The following is a 16,848-nucleotide window of genomic DNA, read 5'->3' on the forward strand; positions in this document are numbered from 1 at the left end:
ATGAGTCATCCACGCGAGCCGGTCGGCGAGTGGTGGCGCGACCAAGTGGTGGCGCTCCACCGCTGGAGCCGGCTCGTGCTGCGTGACGAGGACGACTCGGTCCACCAGATGCGGGTGACCGTACGCAGGCTCCGCAGCGTCCTGGCGACGTACCGCCCGCTCCTCGAGACCGAGCAGACCGAGCCGCTGCGCGCGGAGCTGAAGTGGCTGGCTGCTCTCCTCGGAGACGTACGCGACGCAGAGGTGCTCCGCAAACGGCTGACACGCTGGGCAGCCGAGCACGGCCCGGGACCGACCGGTGTCGACGCACTGCGGGCGGCGCTCGCCGATCGCCAGGCCCAGGGGCGCGCCCGGCTCTTGCCGGAGCTGGACAGCGACCGCTACCGCGCACTGATCGCGGCCCTCGCCGACGGTCCGCCCTGGTCAGAGGCGGACCCGGGCAAGAAGGCTCTGCGCAAGCGGCTCCGCCGGAGCTGGCGACGTCTGGTGGCCGCGGTCGATGCCGCCGATGAGGCCGCTGATGCCGACGAGCGTCGCCGGCGGCTCCACGAGGTGCGCAAGAAGGCCAAGCGGGTCCGCTATGCGGCCGAGTCACTGGGCGCGGTCTTCGGCAATGACGCCGAGCGTCTCGCCGAGGCAGCAAAGTCGGTCCAGTCGACCCTCGGCGACCTCAACGACGCCGCCGTCATGATCTCGACGATCGGGCAGGTCCCAGCGCCCGACGACGCCATCCGCGAGCTCCTCGAGGCCGAGGAGGCCGCCGCCGACGCCGCCGAGGAGCGGTTCGCCTCCGTCTGGAAGAAGGCGAACCGCTCGAAGGTCCACGGCTGGCTGAGTCCCTGAGTCAGCCGACAAGAAAGTCGAAGTAGGTGTCCGGGTAAGGCTCCTCGATCAGCGAGTAGTGCCACCACTCGTTCTCGTAGCGGCTGAACCCGCACGACTCCATCACCGAGCACAGGTGCGACCGGTTGCGCGCCGCGGCCTCCGAGACCCCGGCCGCGCCGTGGTGGGAGATCTCGTCCATCAGGTCATGGTCGCCGCCCATGTCCAGCAGCGCCCCCGTGGCCAAGGAGAAGAGGGTCAGGTCGACGGTGCTGCCGCGGCTGTGACCGGACTTGGTGGCGACGTACCCCTTCTCGAACATCTCCGGGCGGGTGATCGAGGGGTAGTGCACCCGCTTGCGCTCGTCGTCGTCCGGCGAGGGCTCCTCGGCCCAGCGCAGGAACGCGTCGACGGCGCGCTGGGGGCGATAGCCGTCCCACAGCAGGATCCCGAACCCGAGGGCGGCGGCCTTGTCCCGCGCCTGGGCGAGCGCGGCGCACAGCTCGCGGGTCCCGACGATGCGGTTGACCAGGTAGCCGTCGACCGGCTTGCCGGTGAAGTTGTCCCAGGTGGCGTACTTGCTGTCCCAGCGGATGCCCGGCGCCAGCTCGTCGACGAAGCCGAACCCGTCCTTCATCGCCGGGTCTCTTCAAGAGCCAAGGTGACCGCGCGGTCGAGGAACTCGGTCATCGAGATCCCGGCCGCGGCCATCATCCGTGGATAGCGGCTGTACGAGGTGAGACCGGGCAGGGTGTTGACTTCGTTGAGCACCACGGTGCCGTCCGCCTTGAGGAACATGTCGACCCGCGCCAGGCCACGGCAGCCGAGCGCACGGTAGACCCGCTGCGCCTCGGCCTTGACCAGCTCCTGCGCCTCCGCCGGGATGTCGGCGGGCACGATGAAGGTCGCGTTCTCCGAGCCGGTCTCGGGGGCGTCCTCCTGGTGGATCTTGAAGAAGCCGTGCGAGAGCGCGACGTGGTCGACCTCTCCGGTGACCAGCTCGGCACCGTTGCCGAGGATCGCGCAGCCGATCTCCTCGGCGACGACCCCCTCCTCGACGAGCACCTTCTCGTCGTACTGCCGCGCCGTCGCCACCGCGTCGGCCAGCTCCTCGGCCGAGGTCACCTTGCTGACCCCGAAGGAGGACCCGGAGCGGGCAGGCTTCACGAAGACCGGATAGGGGAGTACACCGGGGTCGACCGACTCGCCGGGGCCGAGGATCCAGAAGTTCGGCGTCGGGATGCCCGCCTCGCCGACGACCGTGTAGGCCAGCGACTTGTCCATGCACAGCGCCGAGCTCTGCACGTCGCAGCCGACGTACGGGATCCCGGAGAGCTCGAAGAGCCCCTGGATCGCGCCATCCTCACCGAGCTTGCCGTGCAGGACCGGGAGCACGACGTCGAGCCGGATCGTCTCGTAGCTGCCCCCGTCGAGGACGAGCAAGCCATGGACGCTGCGGTCGGGGGAGAGTACGACCGGGCGGTGCGCGCCGTCCTCCCAGCTCGCCTCGGGGCCGTCGCACAGGCGCCAGTCACCGCTCTTGGTGATGCCGATCCAGTAGGCCTCGTACCTGTCGGCGTCGAGGTTCTTGGCAACCTCCTGCGCCGACTTCACCGAGACGGGGTGCTCCTCGAAGACGCCACCGAAGATGATGCCGACCTTGACCTTAGACATGCGGAAACCTGCTTTCGAATTCACGACAGTTCACGATGGAGTTCTCGACCGTGTCCATGAGGGCATGGTCGGTGAAGTAGGCGATATGGGGGCTGACCAGCACATTCGGCATCTCCTGGAGCCGTGCCAGCCAGGTGTTGGGGACATCCCGCCCACGGAGGTCGGCGTAGAAGATGCCCTCCTCGCCCTCGATGACGTCGAGGGCCGCACCGCCCAGCCGGCCCTCCTCGAGGGCTTCGATGAGCGCCGGGGTCTCGATCAGCGCTCCGCGACCGGTGTTGATGACGTACGCACCGGGGCGCATCCGGTCGATGCGCCGCCGGTCGAGGAGATGGTGCGACTCCGCGCTGAGCGGCGCGTGCAGCGTGACGATGTCGCTGCGCTCGACCAGCGTGCCCAGATCGACGTGCTCCACGCCGGTGGCCGCGGGCCGGGGCCGGATGTCATAGGCGAGTACGTCGCAGCCGAAGCCCCGCAGCCGGTCGATGACCGCCGCGCCGATCCGCCCGGTCCCGACCACGCCGACGGTCAGGTCGCGCAGCTCGCGGCCGCGCGTGTCCGCCGGGCGGTAGTCGTGGGCGTCGGTGCGCCGGATCGTCGACTTCGCCTGACGCACCGACATGAGCATCAGCATCAACGTGTAGTCGGCCACGGAGTCCGGTGAATAGGAGACGTTTCCGACCGTTATCCCGATGCTTTTCGCGAAGTCGACGTCGATGTGGTTGAAACCGACGCTTCGCGTCGAGATATACCTGACACCAGACTTCTGCAGGGCGAGAAGCGTGTCGTTCGATATCGGCGACTTATGGCTGACGCTGATGCACCGGTCTCCGACCGCGAACTCGACATTGTCCTGGGAGACGGGCTCGGTCGTGGTCCTCAGCGAGACCCCGAGACCAGGCGCCAACACGTCGAAAATGCGGCTCTCATCAGGGGCGCAGCCGTAGACCGTGATCCCGACGGTCGGCGAGATCACGGTCTGCTCCATCGGCTCGGTCGGTGCCGTCAGGGTCGGCTCGTGGTAGATCATCGACGCCAGCAAACCTCAGGAGAAGTTGCGGGCCCGTATGGAATTTCTGATATGCCGACGATAGGTAGATCGCGGACCTGGGCAGAGTTATCGTCCGTATATCGATTAGCGGATACACGCCGGCAACGTGGGATTTCGAAGACTGATGGGATGATTCCCCTCAGCTTGGACGAAATCGCCTCGTTGGTCGGCGGGAAGGTCGTCGGCGACGGCTCGGTGACCGTGAGCGCGCCAGCCGTGATCGACGGCCGCGAGGCAGACCCGGGCGGCATCTTCGTCGCGTTCGCGGGCGAGCACACCGACGGCCACGAGTACGCACCCCAGGCCGCCGCGGCCGGTGCCGTCGCCGTGCTCGGCTCCCGCCCGACGACGCTCCCGACGGTCGTCGTCGACGACGCGCAGGCCGCGCTGCAACGCCTGGCCGCCCACGTCATCGCGCTGCTGCGCGACGAGATGACCGTCGTCGCGGTCACCGGCTCCCAGGGCAAGACCAGCACCAAGGACATGATCGAGGCGGTGCTGTCGAGCGCGGCACCGACCGTCGCGACCTCCGGCTCGTTCAACAACGAGCTCGGCGTACCGCTCACCATGCTGCGCGCCGACGCGACCACCCGGTTCCTCGTCCTGGAGATGGGGGCCCGGCACATCGGCGACATCGCCGAGCTGACCGGACTGGTCGCGCCGGACATCGCCGTCGTGACCAACGTCGGCCAGGCCCACCTGGGCGAGTTCGGGTCCCGCGAGGCCATCGCGACCGCCAAGAGCGAGCTGGTGCGGGGGCTGGCGATCGACGGCACGGCGGTGCTCCATGCCGACGACCCGCGGGTGCTCGCGATGGGCGAGCTCACCGACGGTCCGGTGCTGGCCTTCGGTGCCGGCGAGCGGGCAGGCGTACGAGTGCGTGACCTCGCCCTGGACCGGCTCGGCCGGCCCACCTTCACCTTTCAGCACGTGGACGACACGGCCGTCGTCGCGCTCCCGTTCGTGGGCGCCCACTGGACGCTCAACGCCGCGGCCGCCGCGGCGGCGGGGCTGGCCGCCGGGGTCCCCCTGGAGCAGGCCGCGACCGCGCTGAACACCGCCTCGATCTCGAAATGGCGCATGGAGCTGCGCGCCCTCGCCAGCGGCGCGACCCTCCTCAACGACTCCTACAACGCCAACCCCGAGTCCACCCGCGCCGGTCTGGACGCGCTCGCCTCGATCGACGCCAGGCGCCGCATCGCCGTGCTCGGCGAGATGCTCGAGCTCGGCGAGGCGAGCCGCGACGCGCACCACGAGATCGGGACGTACGCCGCCACCCGGGCCGACCTGGTCCTCACCGTCGGCGAGGCCGCCGCCGTCATCGCGGATGGCGCGGGTCAGCGGGCGGTCGCCCTGCCCGACAACGCCGCCGCGATCGACTGGTTGCGGGGCCACCTCGCTCCCGGCGACGTGGTGCTGGTCAAGGCCTCACGCGGAGCCCGCCTCGACCAGGTCGCCGCGGCGCTGGTCTGAGGTCGGCGGAACGGATCGCCGGCGGCGCCACCACGGCCACGACAAGATCGCGGCCAGCGTGGCGCCGCCGGCGTTGAGGAGTACGTCGTCGATGGAGGAGACCCGGTCCAGCCGCAGGGTGTACTGCAGGGTCTCGATCGTCACCGAGCCGGCCACGCCGAGCGCCAGGACCCGCCCCACCGAGCGCAGCGCCCGGAAGCGGATCGGGCCGAAGAAGCCGGCCGCGGCGAAGAGCAGCAGGTTGCCGACGACACCGATGGTCGTCATGGTCGGCAGGTCCTCGAGCGGCACCAGGCTCACGCTGCCGTCGACCAGGCCGGCCATCGGCCCGGGGACCATCGTCAGCAGTACGAACGGCACGGTGCCGTAGACGATCGCGACCTCGGCCAGCGACGTACGCCATTCCCGGCCCGGCGCGAGACCGAGTGCCCGGCGCAACAGCGCCAGGACCGGCACCGCCAGCACCGCCACGGGCAGAGCCAGGATGGTGAGCAGGGCGATGCCCGTGAAGGTGAGTGAGCCCGAATCGTTCACCATCACCGGCCCCGCCTCATGTAGAGGTCGAAGGCCCGGTAGACGATCGGCCGCAGCGGCAGGTCCCACTCGCCGACGTACCTCACCGCCTGCCCGCCGGTGCCGACCTTGAACTGGATCAGGCCGACGTGGGAGTTGTCGATGGACAGGGTGGGGGTGATCCCGCGCAGGTCGTAGACGTCGCAGCCGGCCGCCAGCGAGTCGCGGATCATCGCCCACTGGCATGCGTTGGAGCCGCGTACGTCCCGCTTCTCCGTGGAGGAGGCGCCGTAGACGTACCAGGCGTGGGCGCCGACGCGGACGTAGATCGTCGCGGCCACCAGGTCGCCGTCGTGACGGGCCAGATAGAGCTTGATGCGCTCGTTGTCCTCGGAGGACAACGCCGTGAACATCTTCTCGAAGTAGGCCAGCGGCCGTGGCGTGAAGTGGTCGCGCTCGGCGGTGTGGACGTAGAGGTCGTGGAACGCCTTCAGGTCCTCGCCGCCGACCGAGGTGGTCACCTCCACGCCGGCCTTGGCGGCCTTCTTGATGTTGCGCCGCCAGAGCTGGTTCATCCCGGCGAGCACGTCGTCCTCGGACCGGGCGGTCCCGTCGCGGTGGCGCAGCGGGATCTCGTACGTGAACTGCGGCTGCCCCGCTCCGAACCCGTCCACGGGGTTCTGCGGGATCCAGCCGGAGTCGCGGAGAAAGCGGGTCACCTCGTCGCCGACCGGATCGGTCCGCCCCGGGATGTCGGTGAGGCGTACGACCTCGGGGTCGGCGATGCCCTCCTTGACCTGTGCGGCGTTCCAGGTGTCGGTGGGCACCGGGGGAGCGACCCGGATCGCGAACGCGCCCTGCGAGCGCAGGTAGGAGACCAGCGGCGGGAACCAGACGGTGAGGCCGCCGGCCCAGTCGATGTCGGGGCCCCACGGCAGATAGGCCAGCGTGTAGCCGAGCCGCGGCACCGGCCGGTGCAGCACCAGCCCGGTCCCGGCGAGCCGGTCGCCGGCGTACCAACCCAGCGACTCGCTGCGCCACTCGGTCTTCACATCGGCCCAGGCCGGGGTCTGCAGGAAGCTGACCGACCGCCGCGACCGGACGTGGTCGAGGTGCTCGGCAGGACTGATCGGTCGGACAGTGAAGGTCACCGTGCCAGTAAACCCGCGGCGATGTCGTCGGGGCGTATGGCCTTTCGGATACGTCGGCGATATGTCATCAACCTAGGATCAGAGCATGCGGGTGCTGGTGGTCGAGGACGAGCCGTTGATGGCTGGAGCGATCCGGGACGGGTTGCGGCTGGAGGCGATCGCCGCCGACATCGCCGGTGACGGCGACACGGCTCTGGAGCTGTTGAGCGTCAACGCCTACGACATCGCCGTGCTCGACCGCGACATCCCCGGGCCCTCGGGCGACGAGGTCGCCAAGCGCATCGTCGCCTCCGGCACGGGGATGCCGATCCTGATGCTCACCGCCGCCGACCGCCTCGACGACAAGGCGTCCGGGTTCGAGCTCGGCGCCGACGACTACCTGACCAAGCCGTTCGAGCTGCGTGAGCTGGTGCTGCGGCTGCGGGCGCTCGACCGGCGGCGTGCCTACAACCGCCCGCCGGTGCGCGAGATCGCCGGCCTGCGGGTCGATCCGTTCCGGCGTGAGGTCTACCGCGACGGCCGCTACGTGGCGCTGACCCGCAAGCAGTTCGCGGTGCTCGAGGTGCTCGCCGCCGCCGAGGGCGGCGTGGTCAGCGCCGAGGAGCTGTTGGAGCGGGCCTGGGACGAGAACGCCGACCCGTTCACGAATGCCGTACGCATCACCGTCTCCGCACTGCGTAAACGGCTCGGCGAGCCGGCGATCATCGCCACCGTGCCGGGCGTCGGATACCGGATCGATGTCGATTCCTAGACGCCCGGGGATGAGCGTGCGGCTCAAGCTGACGCTCAGCTATGCCGGAGTCATCGTGGTCACGGGCGTGCTGCTGCTCGCCGTCGTGTGGGTCTTCCTGCTGCGCTACGTCCCCGACGGGGTATGGCTGGAGTGGCCGCAGCAGCCGGGGAGTCCGAGCGCTCCCTTCGTCCCGAACCGGTCGGATCTTGAGCGCGCCTTCGTCCCGCGGGCGGCCACGATGATGGGCTTCCTCGTCGTGTTCGGGCTGGTAGGAGGCTGGATTCTCGCCGGCCGGATGCTGGCGCCGCTGACGAAGATCACCGAGGCCACGCGTACGGCAGCGACCGGGTCGCTCTCACACCGGATCGAGCTCGAGGGCCCCGGCGACGAGTTCCGTGAGCTGGCCGACGGCTTCGACGACATGCTCGCGAAGCTCGAGTCGCAGGTGGCCGAGCAACAGCGGTTCGCGGCCAACGCCTCCCACGAGCTGCGTACCCCGCTCGCGATCACGCAGACCCTCCTCGACGTGGCGAGCAAGGACCCGAACCGCGACGTCGACGAGCTCCTCGAACGGCTGCGCCTGATCAACTCCCGCGCGATCGACCTCACCGAGGCCCTCCTCGTGCTCAGCCGCGCCGACCAGCGCTCCTTCGCCCGCGAGCCGGTCGACCTGTCGCTGGTCGCCGAGGAGGCGGTCGAGACGCTGCTCCCGCTGGCCGAGCAGCGTGGCGTGCGGATCGAGACCGCCGGAGACCAGGCATCGGTCAGCGGCTCGCCCGCGCTGTTGCTGCAGGTCGCGACCAACCTGATCCACAACGCGATCGTCCACAACCTGCCCGAGAACGGGTCGGTGTCGGTCACCATCGCCGCCAACGAGAGGAGCGTGGTCCTCACCGTCGCGAACACCGGCGAGGAGCTCTCCCGCGACCTCGTCGCCACGCTCACCGAGCCGTTCCAGCGAGGCACCCAGCGCATCCACGGTGACCACGCCGGGGTCGGTCTGGGCCTGGCGATCGTCAAGAGCATCACCCGCGCCCACGACGGCAACCTCGCCGTCCTCGCGCGTTCGGGGGGCGGGCTCCGGGTCTCGGTGGAGCTGCCCAGGACGCGCGACTAGGTGGCCTCGGGTTGTGAAGCTGAGAGTGACCCCTGGGCCACTCTCAGCTTCACAACCCAGGCGGTTCGTCGAACGTGGGAGTGCCGTGGGTATGGAAGGACGAGATCGTCTTCAGGCCCCACGCCTGGCCCTTGGCCCGCTCGGCCTCGGTCCAGGTGATCAGCGGCCAGTCGGGGGCGAGGACCAGGCGGGTCAGCGGGTTGCACAGCTCGATCCGGTTGCCGCCGGGCTCGTAGACGTACAGGAAGAACGTCTGCTGGATCGCGTGCTTGTGCGGTCCGGTCTCGATGAACACGCCGGTGTCCAGGGCGAGGTCGGCGGCCCGGAGGATGTCCTCGCGGGAGTCGGTGGCGAAGGCCAGGTGGTGCAGCCGGCCGGTCGACCCGGTCCAGTCCTCGGTGTAGACGACGTCGTACGACTTCTGGGTGAAGGTCGACCAGCGCGCGCCGATGTGGCCGTCGTCGAGCCTGATCTGCTCGGTGGGCCGGGCGCCGAGGGCGTCGATCACGAAGCCGGTCGTCGTCTCGACGTCGCGGGCCAGGTAGTTGATGTGGTCCAGACGCCGCACGGCGACCCCGTGGCCGGGCTTGGCCTGGGGCTGGTTCTTCAGTCCGGGCCGGAGCTCGTCGCTCGGTGCCTCCCAGTACTCGGTCTCGTGGTAGAGCGCGAACTCGTGTCCGTCGGGATCCTGGGTCACCCACAGCGGCCCGATGCCCGGCTCGTCATTCGTCCACTCACCGTGAACCCCGGTGGCCTCGACCGCATCGATCCGGCGCTCCAGCGCCTCCGGGGACGAGCAGCGCAGTGCCGTACGTCCGATGCCGGGTGTGGCGCGCTCGGTGACGACGACGCTGTGGTGCTCGTAGTCGTCCCAGGTGCGCAGGTAGGTGCTCTCGCCGTCCTGCCCCGAGACGGTCAGGCCGAGGAAGTCGGTGAAGAACGCCACCGTCGCCGCAGGGGTGGGGGTGAAGAGCTGGGCGTGACCGATGTGCGCCACATCGCCCAGCGGTGGGCGGGTGGGGGTGTCGGCGACCATCCGCTTGAGCGTGGTCAGGTTCTCCGGAACTGGGTTGGTCATGTTCAGTCCTTCAGCGTGACGTTGCCGGGACGGCCGCGGCCTCGGCGGCCAGACGGGCCTTGCGGGTGGCCGGGCCGAAGATCGCCAGGACGAGTGCCCCGACCACCCAGGTGCCGGCGATGAAGAAGAAGACGGCCTGGTAGCCCAGCCCGCTGTAGAGACCGGCGATGATCAGCGGTCCGGCGGCGTTGGAGAGCCGGCCGAGACCGTAGGAGAGCGAGGTGCCGAGGGAGCGGCCCCTGGTGTCGTAGAGCTCGGGGGAGTAGGCGTAGGCCAGCGCGGTGTAGCCGCGCTCGAACAGGTTCACCAGGAACCCGAAGGCGACGATCAGCAGTGGCGTGAAGGTCAGCCCGTAGAGCAGACCGGACCCGGCGATGATCAGGCCGAAGACGACCAGGCACCACTTGCGCTCGTAGCGGTCGGTGACCAGCGAGGCCAGGAAGGAGCCGAGCGGGGCGCCGATGGTGGTCAGTGCGACGTAGAAGATCGAGTCCTCGACGCTGACGCCCTCGGCCGCCAGCAGGGTGGGCGCCCAGGAGGAGAAGCCGAAGAAGCCGATCGTCTGGGAGATCCACAGCACCGAGAGCAGGATCGTCGGGTAGAGGAACCGCTTGTCCTTCAGCATCCCCAGCCCGGCCCGGGTGGCAGGGCCGGCGTCGAGCGGCGGCAGCGCCTCGGGGAGGGTGCCGTGCTCGGCGGTCGCGTCGCGCTCCAGGCCGACCAGGATCTCTTCGGCCTCCGCATGGCGCCCTCGCGACTCCAGCCACTGCGGCGACTCCACCAGGCGGCGCACGAAGAAGAGGAAGAGGACGCCGAAGGCGCCCCACAGGAAGACCAGGCGCCAGGTCCAGTCGGCGATCGGCACCACCGCGGAGGCGATCAGGTTGGTCGCGGGGGTGCCGCAGATGCCGATCATGATGACGTACGCCTGGAACTTGCCGCGCTTGGCGCGGGGGAAGAGCTCGTTCATGTAGACCACGGCGACCACGGTCATCGCGGAGAGCCCGGCGCTGGTCATCACCCGGAAGAAGCCCATCGAGACGATGTCCCAGGCGAAGACGCTGGCGAAGGACCAGATCGAGAACCAGATCGTGGTCGCCACGAGCGTACGTTTCCGGCCGAGCCGGTCGGCCAGGCCGCCGGCCACCACGGACCCGATGAACATGCCGACGAACGAGAGGGAGGTGACGTACGCGATGTGGTTGATCGTCACGCCCCACTGCTCGCGCATCACCGGAGCCGTCGTGGCGAAGGTGTTGATGTCGGCGAACTCGAAGAAGTAGGCGAACGCGAGGGCGACGGTGGCGAGCTTGTGGAACCTGGAGATGGGCAGCCGGTCGAGCCGGTTGGCTGCGTTGGTGGGGGTGCTGGTGGGGGTGAGGTCAGGCACTGCGCTCTCCTTCGGGCCAGTACAGGCGCATGGGGTTGTCCACGAGCAGCGCCTGCAGCAGCTCGGGGGTGGGGGCGATGTGCGGGATGTGGTCGACCAGCAGCCCGTCGTCGGGCATGTGGTCCTTCAGGTTGGGATGGGGCCAGTCGGTGCCCCACAGCACGCGGTCGGGGAAGCGCTCGACGACCTTGCGGGCGAACGGGACGACGTCCCGGTAGGCCTGCCGCTGACCGTCCAGGGCCGGCGGGCCGGTCACGGTGAGGCGCTCGGGACACGAGACCTTGACCCAGACGTCGTTGGCCGCGACGAAGTCGAGGAACTCCGCGAACTCGGGACCGTCGGGGTCCTTGGTCACGTCGGGGCGGCCCATGTGGTCGACGACCAGCGGCACCGGCAGGCTCGCGAAGAAGTCCTTCAGGTCGTGCAGATCCGCGGCTTCGAAGTAGATCACCACGTGCCAGCCGAGCGGGGCGATCCGGGCCGCGATCGTCTCCAGCTCCTTGGTGGGAGTGGCATCGACGAGGCGTTTGACGAAGTTGAAACGTACGCCGCGCACCCCTGCCTCATGGAGCCTCACGAGCTCCTCGTCGCTGACATCGGCTCGGACGGTCGCGACCCCGCGGGCTCTTCCGTCCGAGTGCTCGAGCGCGTCGAGAAGCGCGCTGTTGTCGGCGCCGTGGCAGGTCGCCTGGACGAGGACGTTGCGGGCCAGGCCGAGGTGGTCGCGGAGCTCGAAGAGCTGGTCTTTGGAGGCGTCGACGGGGGTGTACTTGCGCTCGGGCGCGAACGGGAACTCTTCGGCAGGACCGAAGACATGACAGTGCGCGTCGACCGCTCCCTCGGGGAGTTTGAAGGTGGGCTTCGTGGGTCCTTCGAACCAGTGCAGCCAGCCGGGGGTGACCATCGGATCAGTCCTTGTAGGTGAGGCCGAGCTCGGCGAGCTTCGGGCGCATGTCGTAGATGTCGAGGCCGAGCTCGCCGGCTTCGAAGCGGGTCCGCTTGTCGGCCTCGGCCTCCTCGCGCCTGCGGGAGGCCTCGGCGACCTCGGCCGCGCGGGCGGCCGGGACGACGACCACGCCGTCGGCATCGGCGACGACCACGTCACCGGGGTTGACCAGCGCGTTCGCGACGTTGACCGGGACGTTGACCGAGCCGAGGGTCGCCTTGACGGTGCCCTTGGCGTTGATCGCCCGGGAGAAGACCGGGAAGCCCATCTCGCGCAGCTCATCGACGTCTCGGCAGCCGCCGTCGATGACCAGGCCGCTGGCGCCGCGGCTGCGCAGCGAGGTGGCCAGCAGTTCGCCGAAGAAGCCGTCCTCGGACTCGGTCACGCAGCCGGCCACGACGACGTCGCCGTCCTGGACCTGTTCGGCGGCGACGTGCAGCATCCAGTTGTCGCCGGGCTGGAGCAGCACGGTCACGGCCGTGCCGCAGAGCTTCGCGCCCTCGTAGACCGGGCGGATGTATGGCCGCATCAGCCCCAGCCGCCCCATCGCCTCGTGGATCGTGGCGACGCCGAACTGCGCCAGGGCGTCGACGGCCGCGCGGTCGGCGCGGCGGATCTTGGTGTGAACTACTCCGAGCTCGTACACGTGGTGGGTCTCCTTGCTGGGGGTTTCGCGCGGGGCGGCGGGGTGTAACACGCTGTTCGTCGGACTATCCGGTCGTTCATTTAGGGCGAGTAGTCCTACGAACGACGTGTTACATGGGCTTCAGCGGCCCTGAGCGGTGAGCCGCTGGTCGAGGCGGGGGTAGACCCGGCGGGCGTTGGTCTCGGTCAGGGCGGCGACCTCGGCCTCGGTGAGTGCGTTGCGGGCGGCGTACGTCTCGACGTAGCGGCGGGTGTCGTCGAAGTGGTGACCGGTGTCCGGGTCGATGCCGCGTACGGCGCCGATCATCTCCGAGGCGAACAGCACGCTGCTGTGCGGAACGACGTCGAGGAGGAGGTCGATCCCGGGCTGGTGGTAGACGCAGGTGTCGAAGAAAACGTTCTTCATCAGGGTCTCGGTTGGGTCGGGGCGTCCGAGGGCCTGGGCCAGTCCGCGGAAGCGGCCCCAGTGGTAGGGGACCGCGCCGCCGCCGTGCGGGATCGCCAGGCGCAGGTCGGGGAAGTCGCCGAAGAGGTCGCCGGTCAGCAGCTGCATGAACGCGGTCGTGTCGGCGTTGAGGTAGTGGGCGCCGGTGGTGTGGAAGGCCGGGTTGCAGCTGGTGGAGACGTGGATCATGGCCGGTACGTCGAGCTCGGAGAGCTTCTCCCATACCGGATACCAGGACCTGTCGGTCAGCGGAGGGGAGTCCCAGCGGCCGCCGGAGGGATCGGGGTTGACGTTGACCGCGACCGCGCCGAGCTCGGTGACCGCCCGCTCGAGCTCAGCGACGCAGGTCGCGGGGGAGACGCCGGGCGACTGCGGCAGCATCGCGCCGGCGGCGAACCGGGTCGGGTAGAGCTCGGCCACCCGGGCGCACAGGTCGTTGCAGATCCGCGCCCACTCCGTGGAGGTCGAGAGGTCGCCGATGTGGTGGGCCATGAACGAGGCCCGCGGCGAGAAGACGGTCAGGTCGATACCGCGCTCGTCCATCTGCCTCAGCTGGTTGGCCTCGATGGTCTCCCGGATCTGGTCGTCGGAGATCCGCGGCCCGCCCGGGTCCGGCGCGACGCTCGGGTCGGTCAGTGCCGCGACCTGCGCGTCGCGCCACTCGCCCAGCGGCGCCGGCGCGGTCGTGTAGTGGCCGTGGATGTCGATGATCATGCGGAGTCTCCTCGGAGGACGGCGCTCGGGACCATGGCCTGGCCGGCCATGATCAGGCGAGCCGTACGCAGCAGGGCGGATCGGGTCACGTGCGTCGGGTCGTCGGGGTCGAGGCCCAGCGTCACGCTGAACTCGCCGGTGGGGTGCTCGACGCTGAGCGTGGTCTCGCCCCCGTCCGGCGTGGTGGTGACCGAAGGCAGCACCGCGAGGTCGTGGGCCACGGAGCCGGGCAGCACGGCCGCGGTGGCGGCGGTGACGGCGGCCAGGACACCGATCGATCGGTGGGTGCGGTGAGGGATGAGGCTGCGGGTGCTGATCGCGCCGCCGTTCCCCGGGGCGGAGACGAGCGTCATCTTGGGGAAGGGCCTGCTGGTCACATCACCCAGCCCCATCGCGTGGCCGGCGACGATCCGCAGCGCCTCGATCCGCGCCCGGAGCGCGTCGTCGGCGTCGATCTCCTCGGGGCTCTCGGCGCCGGTCGCGCCGAGGTCTCGGGCGTCGACGATCACCAGCGGCTGGCCGTTGTCGATCAGGGTGACGTCGATCGAGCCGACACCGGGGACGTCCACGGTGTCGCGTACGTTGCCCGTCGGCAGCAGGCTACCGGCCACCGAGCCGGCGGTGTCGAGGAACCCGATCCGCACCGGCGCCGCCGTGCCGGGGACGCCGTCGATGCGGGCGTCGCCGTCGTAGCGTACGAAGCGCTGCCCGTCCGGTCCGGCGGGTGTCTGCACAGTGATCTCGGCGACCGCACCGGTGTTGCGGGTGAGGACGCGTGCCGTGGTGGTGTCGCCGTCGGGGATCACCATGCCGGTCTCGATCGCGAACGGCAGCACCGCGGCGAGCATGTTTCCGCAGTTGGGTGTCGTGTCGACCCGGTCCGAGTCGGGCTGGAGCTGGGCGAAGGTCCACTCGACGTCGATGCGCCGCTCGTCCCCGGCAGGCCCGGGCGCGACGATGCCGGCCTTGCTGGTCAGCGGGTGACCGCCGCCCATCCCGTCGATCTGGAGCGGGTCGGGTGAGCCCATCACCGCCAGCAGCGCCGCGTCGCGCTGCGCGGTGTCCGCGGGCAGGTCGCGGGCGTCGAAGAACGGCCCGTGAGAGGTCCCGCCGCGCATGAGGAGACACCGCACGGGTGTCTGGGGTCGGAGGTCTGAGGCATGACGCACGTCACAGACCATAGATCATTCACAAGATTGTTAGCAATCTCGTCAACGAAAATCTCGCCAGGCGGAGATCAGCGCGGTGTGGCTCCGGTGCGCAGCAGGTCCAGAGTGCGCGGCTCGATGAGAGTGGAGAGGGTGACCACGCTGGTAGAGCGGACCACGGCGTGGGACTGGTCGATGCGTACGAGCACCTCCTGGAGCTTCGCGTGCGACCCGGTCGCCACCTTGCAGAAGACGTCGAAGGAGCCCGTGGTGACGTACGCCTCCAGTACCTCAGGTATCTCGGCGAGGTCGCGACGCACGTCCTCGAGGGCTCCCTGGGAGATCTCCAGGGTCACGAACGCCTGCACCGTGTGGCCGGCGGCGGCCGGGTCGACCGTCGGCGCCCAGTCGCGGATCACGCCCGCCTCGGTCAGCTTGCGCAGACGGCTCTGCACGGTCGCGCGGGCGACGCCGGCGACCCGGGAGAGCTCGAGGTCGCCCACTCGCGGGTGGGCGTGCAGGGTCTCCAGCAGGGTGACGTCGAGGTCATCGAGGTTCATGGCTCAATCGTAGTCAGATTGCCTAGCAAAGCGTGGGCAGGGCTGGTCCGATCTGACAGATTGACCAGTGCTCGGTGGTCAACTTGTTTGGTGTGACTCGGCCCACTTGACTTGCCCGCATGACGCTTGCAGACACCCTGACCAACCAAGAGAAGCTCGCCGGACTCGGGCTGGCCGAGCTGGAGCAGCTCGTCGGCCTGGTGGCCTACGACGACACCTCCGACCCCTTCCCGGTCACCGGCTGGGACGCGGTCGTATGGGCTGTCGGCAACGCCACCCAGACCGCCCACTTCTTCCAGAGCGCCTTCGGCATGGAGCTGGTCGCCTACTCCGGTCCCGAGACCGGCAACCGCGACCACCACTCCTACGTGCTGCGCAGCGGGGGAGTGCGGTTCGTGATCAAGGGCGGCGTCGCGCCCGAGAGCGAGATCATCACCCACCACGCCCGCCACGGTGACGGCGTCATCGACATCGCCCTCGAGGTGCCCGACGTCGACCGCTGCATCGAGCACGCTCGAAAGCAGGGCGCCCGGGTCCTGGAGGAGCCCCACGATGTGAGCGACGAGCACGGCACCGTACGCATCGCCGCCATCGCCACTTACGGCGAGACCCGCCACACGCTGGTCGACCGGTCCGGCTACGACGGCCCCTACCTGCCCGGCTATGTCACCCGCGCCTCGACGCTGAAGAAGCCCGAGGGCGCCCCCAAGCGGCTCTTCCAGGCGCTCGACCACGTCGTCGGCAACGTCGAGCTCGGCAAGATGGACGAGTGGGTCGACTTCTACGGCCGCGTCATGGGCTTCACCAACATGGCCGAGTTCATCGGCGACGACATCGCCACCGACTACTCCGCGCTGATGTCGAAGGTCGTCGCCAACGGCAACCACCGGGTGAAGTTCCCGCTCAACGAGCCGGCCATCGCCAAGAAGAAGTCGCAGATCGACGAGTACCTGGAGTTCTACCAAGGCCCCGGCGCCCAGCACCTCGCGCTGGCCACCGGCGACATCCTGGCCACCGTCGACGCGCTGCGCGACGCCGGGATCGAGTTCCTCAACACCCCCGACTCCTACTACGAGGACCCCGAGCTGCGCGCCCGGATCGGTGAGGTGCGCGTGCCGATCGAGGAGCTGCAGAAGCGCGGCATCCTGGTCGACCGCGACGAGGACGGCTACCTGCTGCAGATCTTCACCAAGCCGATCGGCGACCGCCCCACGGTCTTCTTCGAGATGATCGAGCGCCACGGCTCCCTCGGCTTCGGCAAGGGCAACTTCAAGGCCCTCTTCGAGGCCATCGAGCGTGAGCAGGAGCGCCGCGGCAACTTCTGATCCCGCTGGTCGTGTCGAGACCAACACAGTCGTGTACGAACTGTGTTGGTCTCGACACCGGCT

Annotated in this window: 17 protein-coding genes; 5 read left to right on the forward strand and 12 right to left on the reverse strand. The window is 69.5% G+C overall.

Annotated elements, in window-relative coordinates; all coding sequences use genetic code 11:
- Complete coding sequence (locus OG801_RS26650; protein ID WP_406032048.1) at nucleotides 1–843, forward strand: CHAD domain-containing protein; 843 nt, start codon at nucleotides 1–3, stop codon at nucleotides 841–843.
- A gap of 1 nt (nucleotide 844) precedes the next feature.
- On the opposite strand, the gene vanX is transcribed toward OG801_RS26650, so the two are convergent.
- The 3 genes from vanX to OG801_RS26665 are packed head-to-tail and all read right to left on the reverse strand — an operon-like array spanning nucleotide 845 to nucleotide 3,484.
- Nucleotides 845–1,459: a D-Ala-D-Ala dipeptidase VanX gene (gene vanX / locus OG801_RS26655; RefSeq protein ID WP_406032049.1), complete on the reverse strand. Its 615-nt coding sequence runs from the start codon at nucleotides 1,457–1,459 to the stop codon at nucleotides 845–847.
- Nucleotides 1,456–2,496 (reverse strand): D-alanine--(R)-lactate ligase, encoded by a 1,041-nt coding sequence (gene vanA, locus OG801_RS26660; RefSeq protein WP_406032050.1) that lies wholly within the window; start codon nucleotides 2,494–2,496, stop codon nucleotides 1,456–1,458. The genes vanX and vanA overlap by 4 nt, the downstream gene beginning before the upstream one ends.
- Nucleotides 2,489–3,484: a D-isomer specific 2-hydroxyacid dehydrogenase family protein gene (locus OG801_RS26665; RefSeq protein ID WP_406036309.1), complete on the reverse strand. Its 996-nt coding sequence runs from the start codon at nucleotides 3,482–3,484 to the stop codon at nucleotides 2,489–2,491. Before OG801_RS26665 ends, vanA begins: the two co-directional genes overlap by 8 nt.
- A gap of 207 nt (nucleotides 3,485–3,691) precedes the next feature.
- On the opposite strand from OG801_RS26665, the gene murF reads away from it, so the two are divergent.
- A complete protein-coding gene (gene murF, locus OG801_RS26670; protein ID WP_406032051.1) occupies nucleotides 3,692–5,020 on the forward strand; it encodes a UDP-N-acetylmuramoyl-tripeptide--D-alanyl-D-alanine ligase in 1,329 nt (442 codons plus the stop codon).
- Here murF and OG801_RS26675 read toward each other — a convergent pair.
- Both OG801_RS26675 and OG801_RS26680 read right to left on the reverse strand, forming a co-directional pair.
- Nucleotides 4,976–5,557, reverse strand: a complete 582-nt coding sequence (locus tag OG801_RS26675; RefSeq protein WP_406032052.1) for a VanZ family protein — start codon at nucleotides 5,555–5,557, stop codon at nucleotides 4,976–4,978. The genes murF and OG801_RS26675 overlap by 45 nt on opposite strands.
- The gene (locus OG801_RS26680; protein ID WP_406032053.1) at nucleotides 5,557–6,684 is read right to left on the reverse strand and encodes a lipid II:glycine glycyltransferase FemX; all 1,128 of its coding nucleotides are present in this window, start codon (nucleotides 6,682–6,684) and stop codon (nucleotides 5,557–5,559) included. The genes OG801_RS26675 and OG801_RS26680 overlap by 1 nt, the downstream gene beginning before the upstream one ends.
- An 85-nt stretch (nucleotides 6,685–6,769) precedes the next feature.
- Between OG801_RS26680 and OG801_RS26685 the strand changes: the two genes are divergently transcribed.
- Together OG801_RS26685 and OG801_RS26690 are read left to right on the forward strand one after the other, a co-directional pair.
- Nucleotides 6,770–7,435, forward strand: coding sequence for a response regulator transcription factor (locus OG801_RS26685; RefSeq protein WP_141804182.1), 666 nt, complete (start codon nucleotides 6,770–6,772; stop codon nucleotides 7,433–7,435).
- Between the two features lie 10 nt (nucleotides 7,436–7,445).
- Nucleotides 7,446–8,534, forward strand: coding sequence for a sensor histidine kinase (locus OG801_RS26690; protein ID WP_406032054.1), 1,089 nt, complete (start codon nucleotides 7,446–7,448; stop codon nucleotides 8,532–8,534).
- Between the two features lie 49 nt (nucleotides 8,535–8,583).
- On the opposite strand, the gene OG801_RS26695 is transcribed toward OG801_RS26690, so the two are convergent.
- The 7 genes from OG801_RS26695 to OG801_RS26725 all read right to left on the reverse strand — a co-directional run bounded on the left by OG801_RS26695 (nucleotide 8,584) and on the right by OG801_RS26725 (nucleotide 15,460).
- Nucleotides 8,584–9,612 carry a VOC family protein gene (locus OG801_RS26695; RefSeq protein WP_406032055.1) on the reverse strand — a complete coding sequence of 343 codons (1,029 nt, stop codon included), beginning with the start codon at nucleotides 9,610–9,612 and terminating at the stop codon, nucleotides 8,584–8,586.
- A gap of 10 nt (nucleotides 9,613–9,622) precedes the next feature.
- Nucleotides 9,623–11,002 (reverse strand): MFS transporter, encoded by a 1,380-nt coding sequence (locus OG801_RS26700; protein WP_406032056.1) that lies wholly within the window; start codon nucleotides 11,000–11,002, stop codon nucleotides 9,623–9,625.
- Nucleotides 10,995–11,906, reverse strand: a complete 912-nt coding sequence (locus OG801_RS26705) for an amidohydrolase family protein (protein WP_406032057.1) — start codon at nucleotides 11,904–11,906, stop codon at nucleotides 10,995–10,997. Before OG801_RS26705 ends, OG801_RS26700 begins: the two co-directional genes overlap by 8 nt.
- A gap of 4 nt (nucleotides 11,907–11,910) precedes the next feature.
- Nucleotides 11,911–12,594, reverse strand: coding sequence for a 4-carboxy-4-hydroxy-2-oxoadipate aldolase/oxaloacetate decarboxylase (gene ligK / locus OG801_RS26710; RefSeq protein ID WP_406032058.1), 684 nt, complete (start codon nucleotides 12,592–12,594; stop codon nucleotides 11,911–11,913).
- 120 nt (nucleotides 12,595–12,714) lie between these two features.
- Nucleotides 12,715–13,752, reverse strand: a complete 1,038-nt coding sequence (locus tag OG801_RS26715) for an amidohydrolase family protein (protein WP_406032059.1) — start codon at nucleotides 13,750–13,752, stop codon at nucleotides 12,715–12,717.
- Nucleotides 13,749–14,870 carry a 4-oxalomesaconate tautomerase gene (locus OG801_RS26720; RefSeq protein WP_406032060.1) on the reverse strand — a complete coding sequence of 374 codons (1,122 nt, stop codon included), beginning with the start codon at nucleotides 14,868–14,870 and terminating at the stop codon, nucleotides 13,749–13,751. The genes OG801_RS26715 and OG801_RS26720 overlap by 4 nt, the downstream gene beginning before the upstream one ends.
- Nucleotides 14,871–14,989: 119 nt before the next feature.
- Nucleotides 14,990–15,460 carry an Lrp/AsnC family transcriptional regulator gene (locus OG801_RS26725; protein WP_355016963.1) on the reverse strand — a complete coding sequence of 157 codons (471 nt, stop codon included), beginning with the start codon at nucleotides 15,458–15,460 and terminating at the stop codon, nucleotides 14,990–14,992.
- 119 nt (nucleotides 15,461–15,579) lie between these two features.
- Here OG801_RS26725 and hppD point away from each other — a divergent pair, with 119 nt between their 5' ends.
- The gene (gene hppD, locus OG801_RS26730; protein WP_406032061.1) at nucleotides 15,580–16,785 is read left to right on the forward strand and encodes a 4-hydroxyphenylpyruvate dioxygenase; all 1,206 of its coding nucleotides are present in this window, start codon (nucleotides 15,580–15,582) and stop codon (nucleotides 16,783–16,785) included.
- Nucleotides 16,786–16,848 lie beyond the last annotated feature (63 nt).

It is taken from the genome of Nocardioides sp. NBC_00163, assembly GCF_045206295.1.
Taxonomy (GTDB): Bacteria; Actinomycetota; Actinomycetes; order Propionibacteriales; family Nocardioidaceae; genus Nocardioides.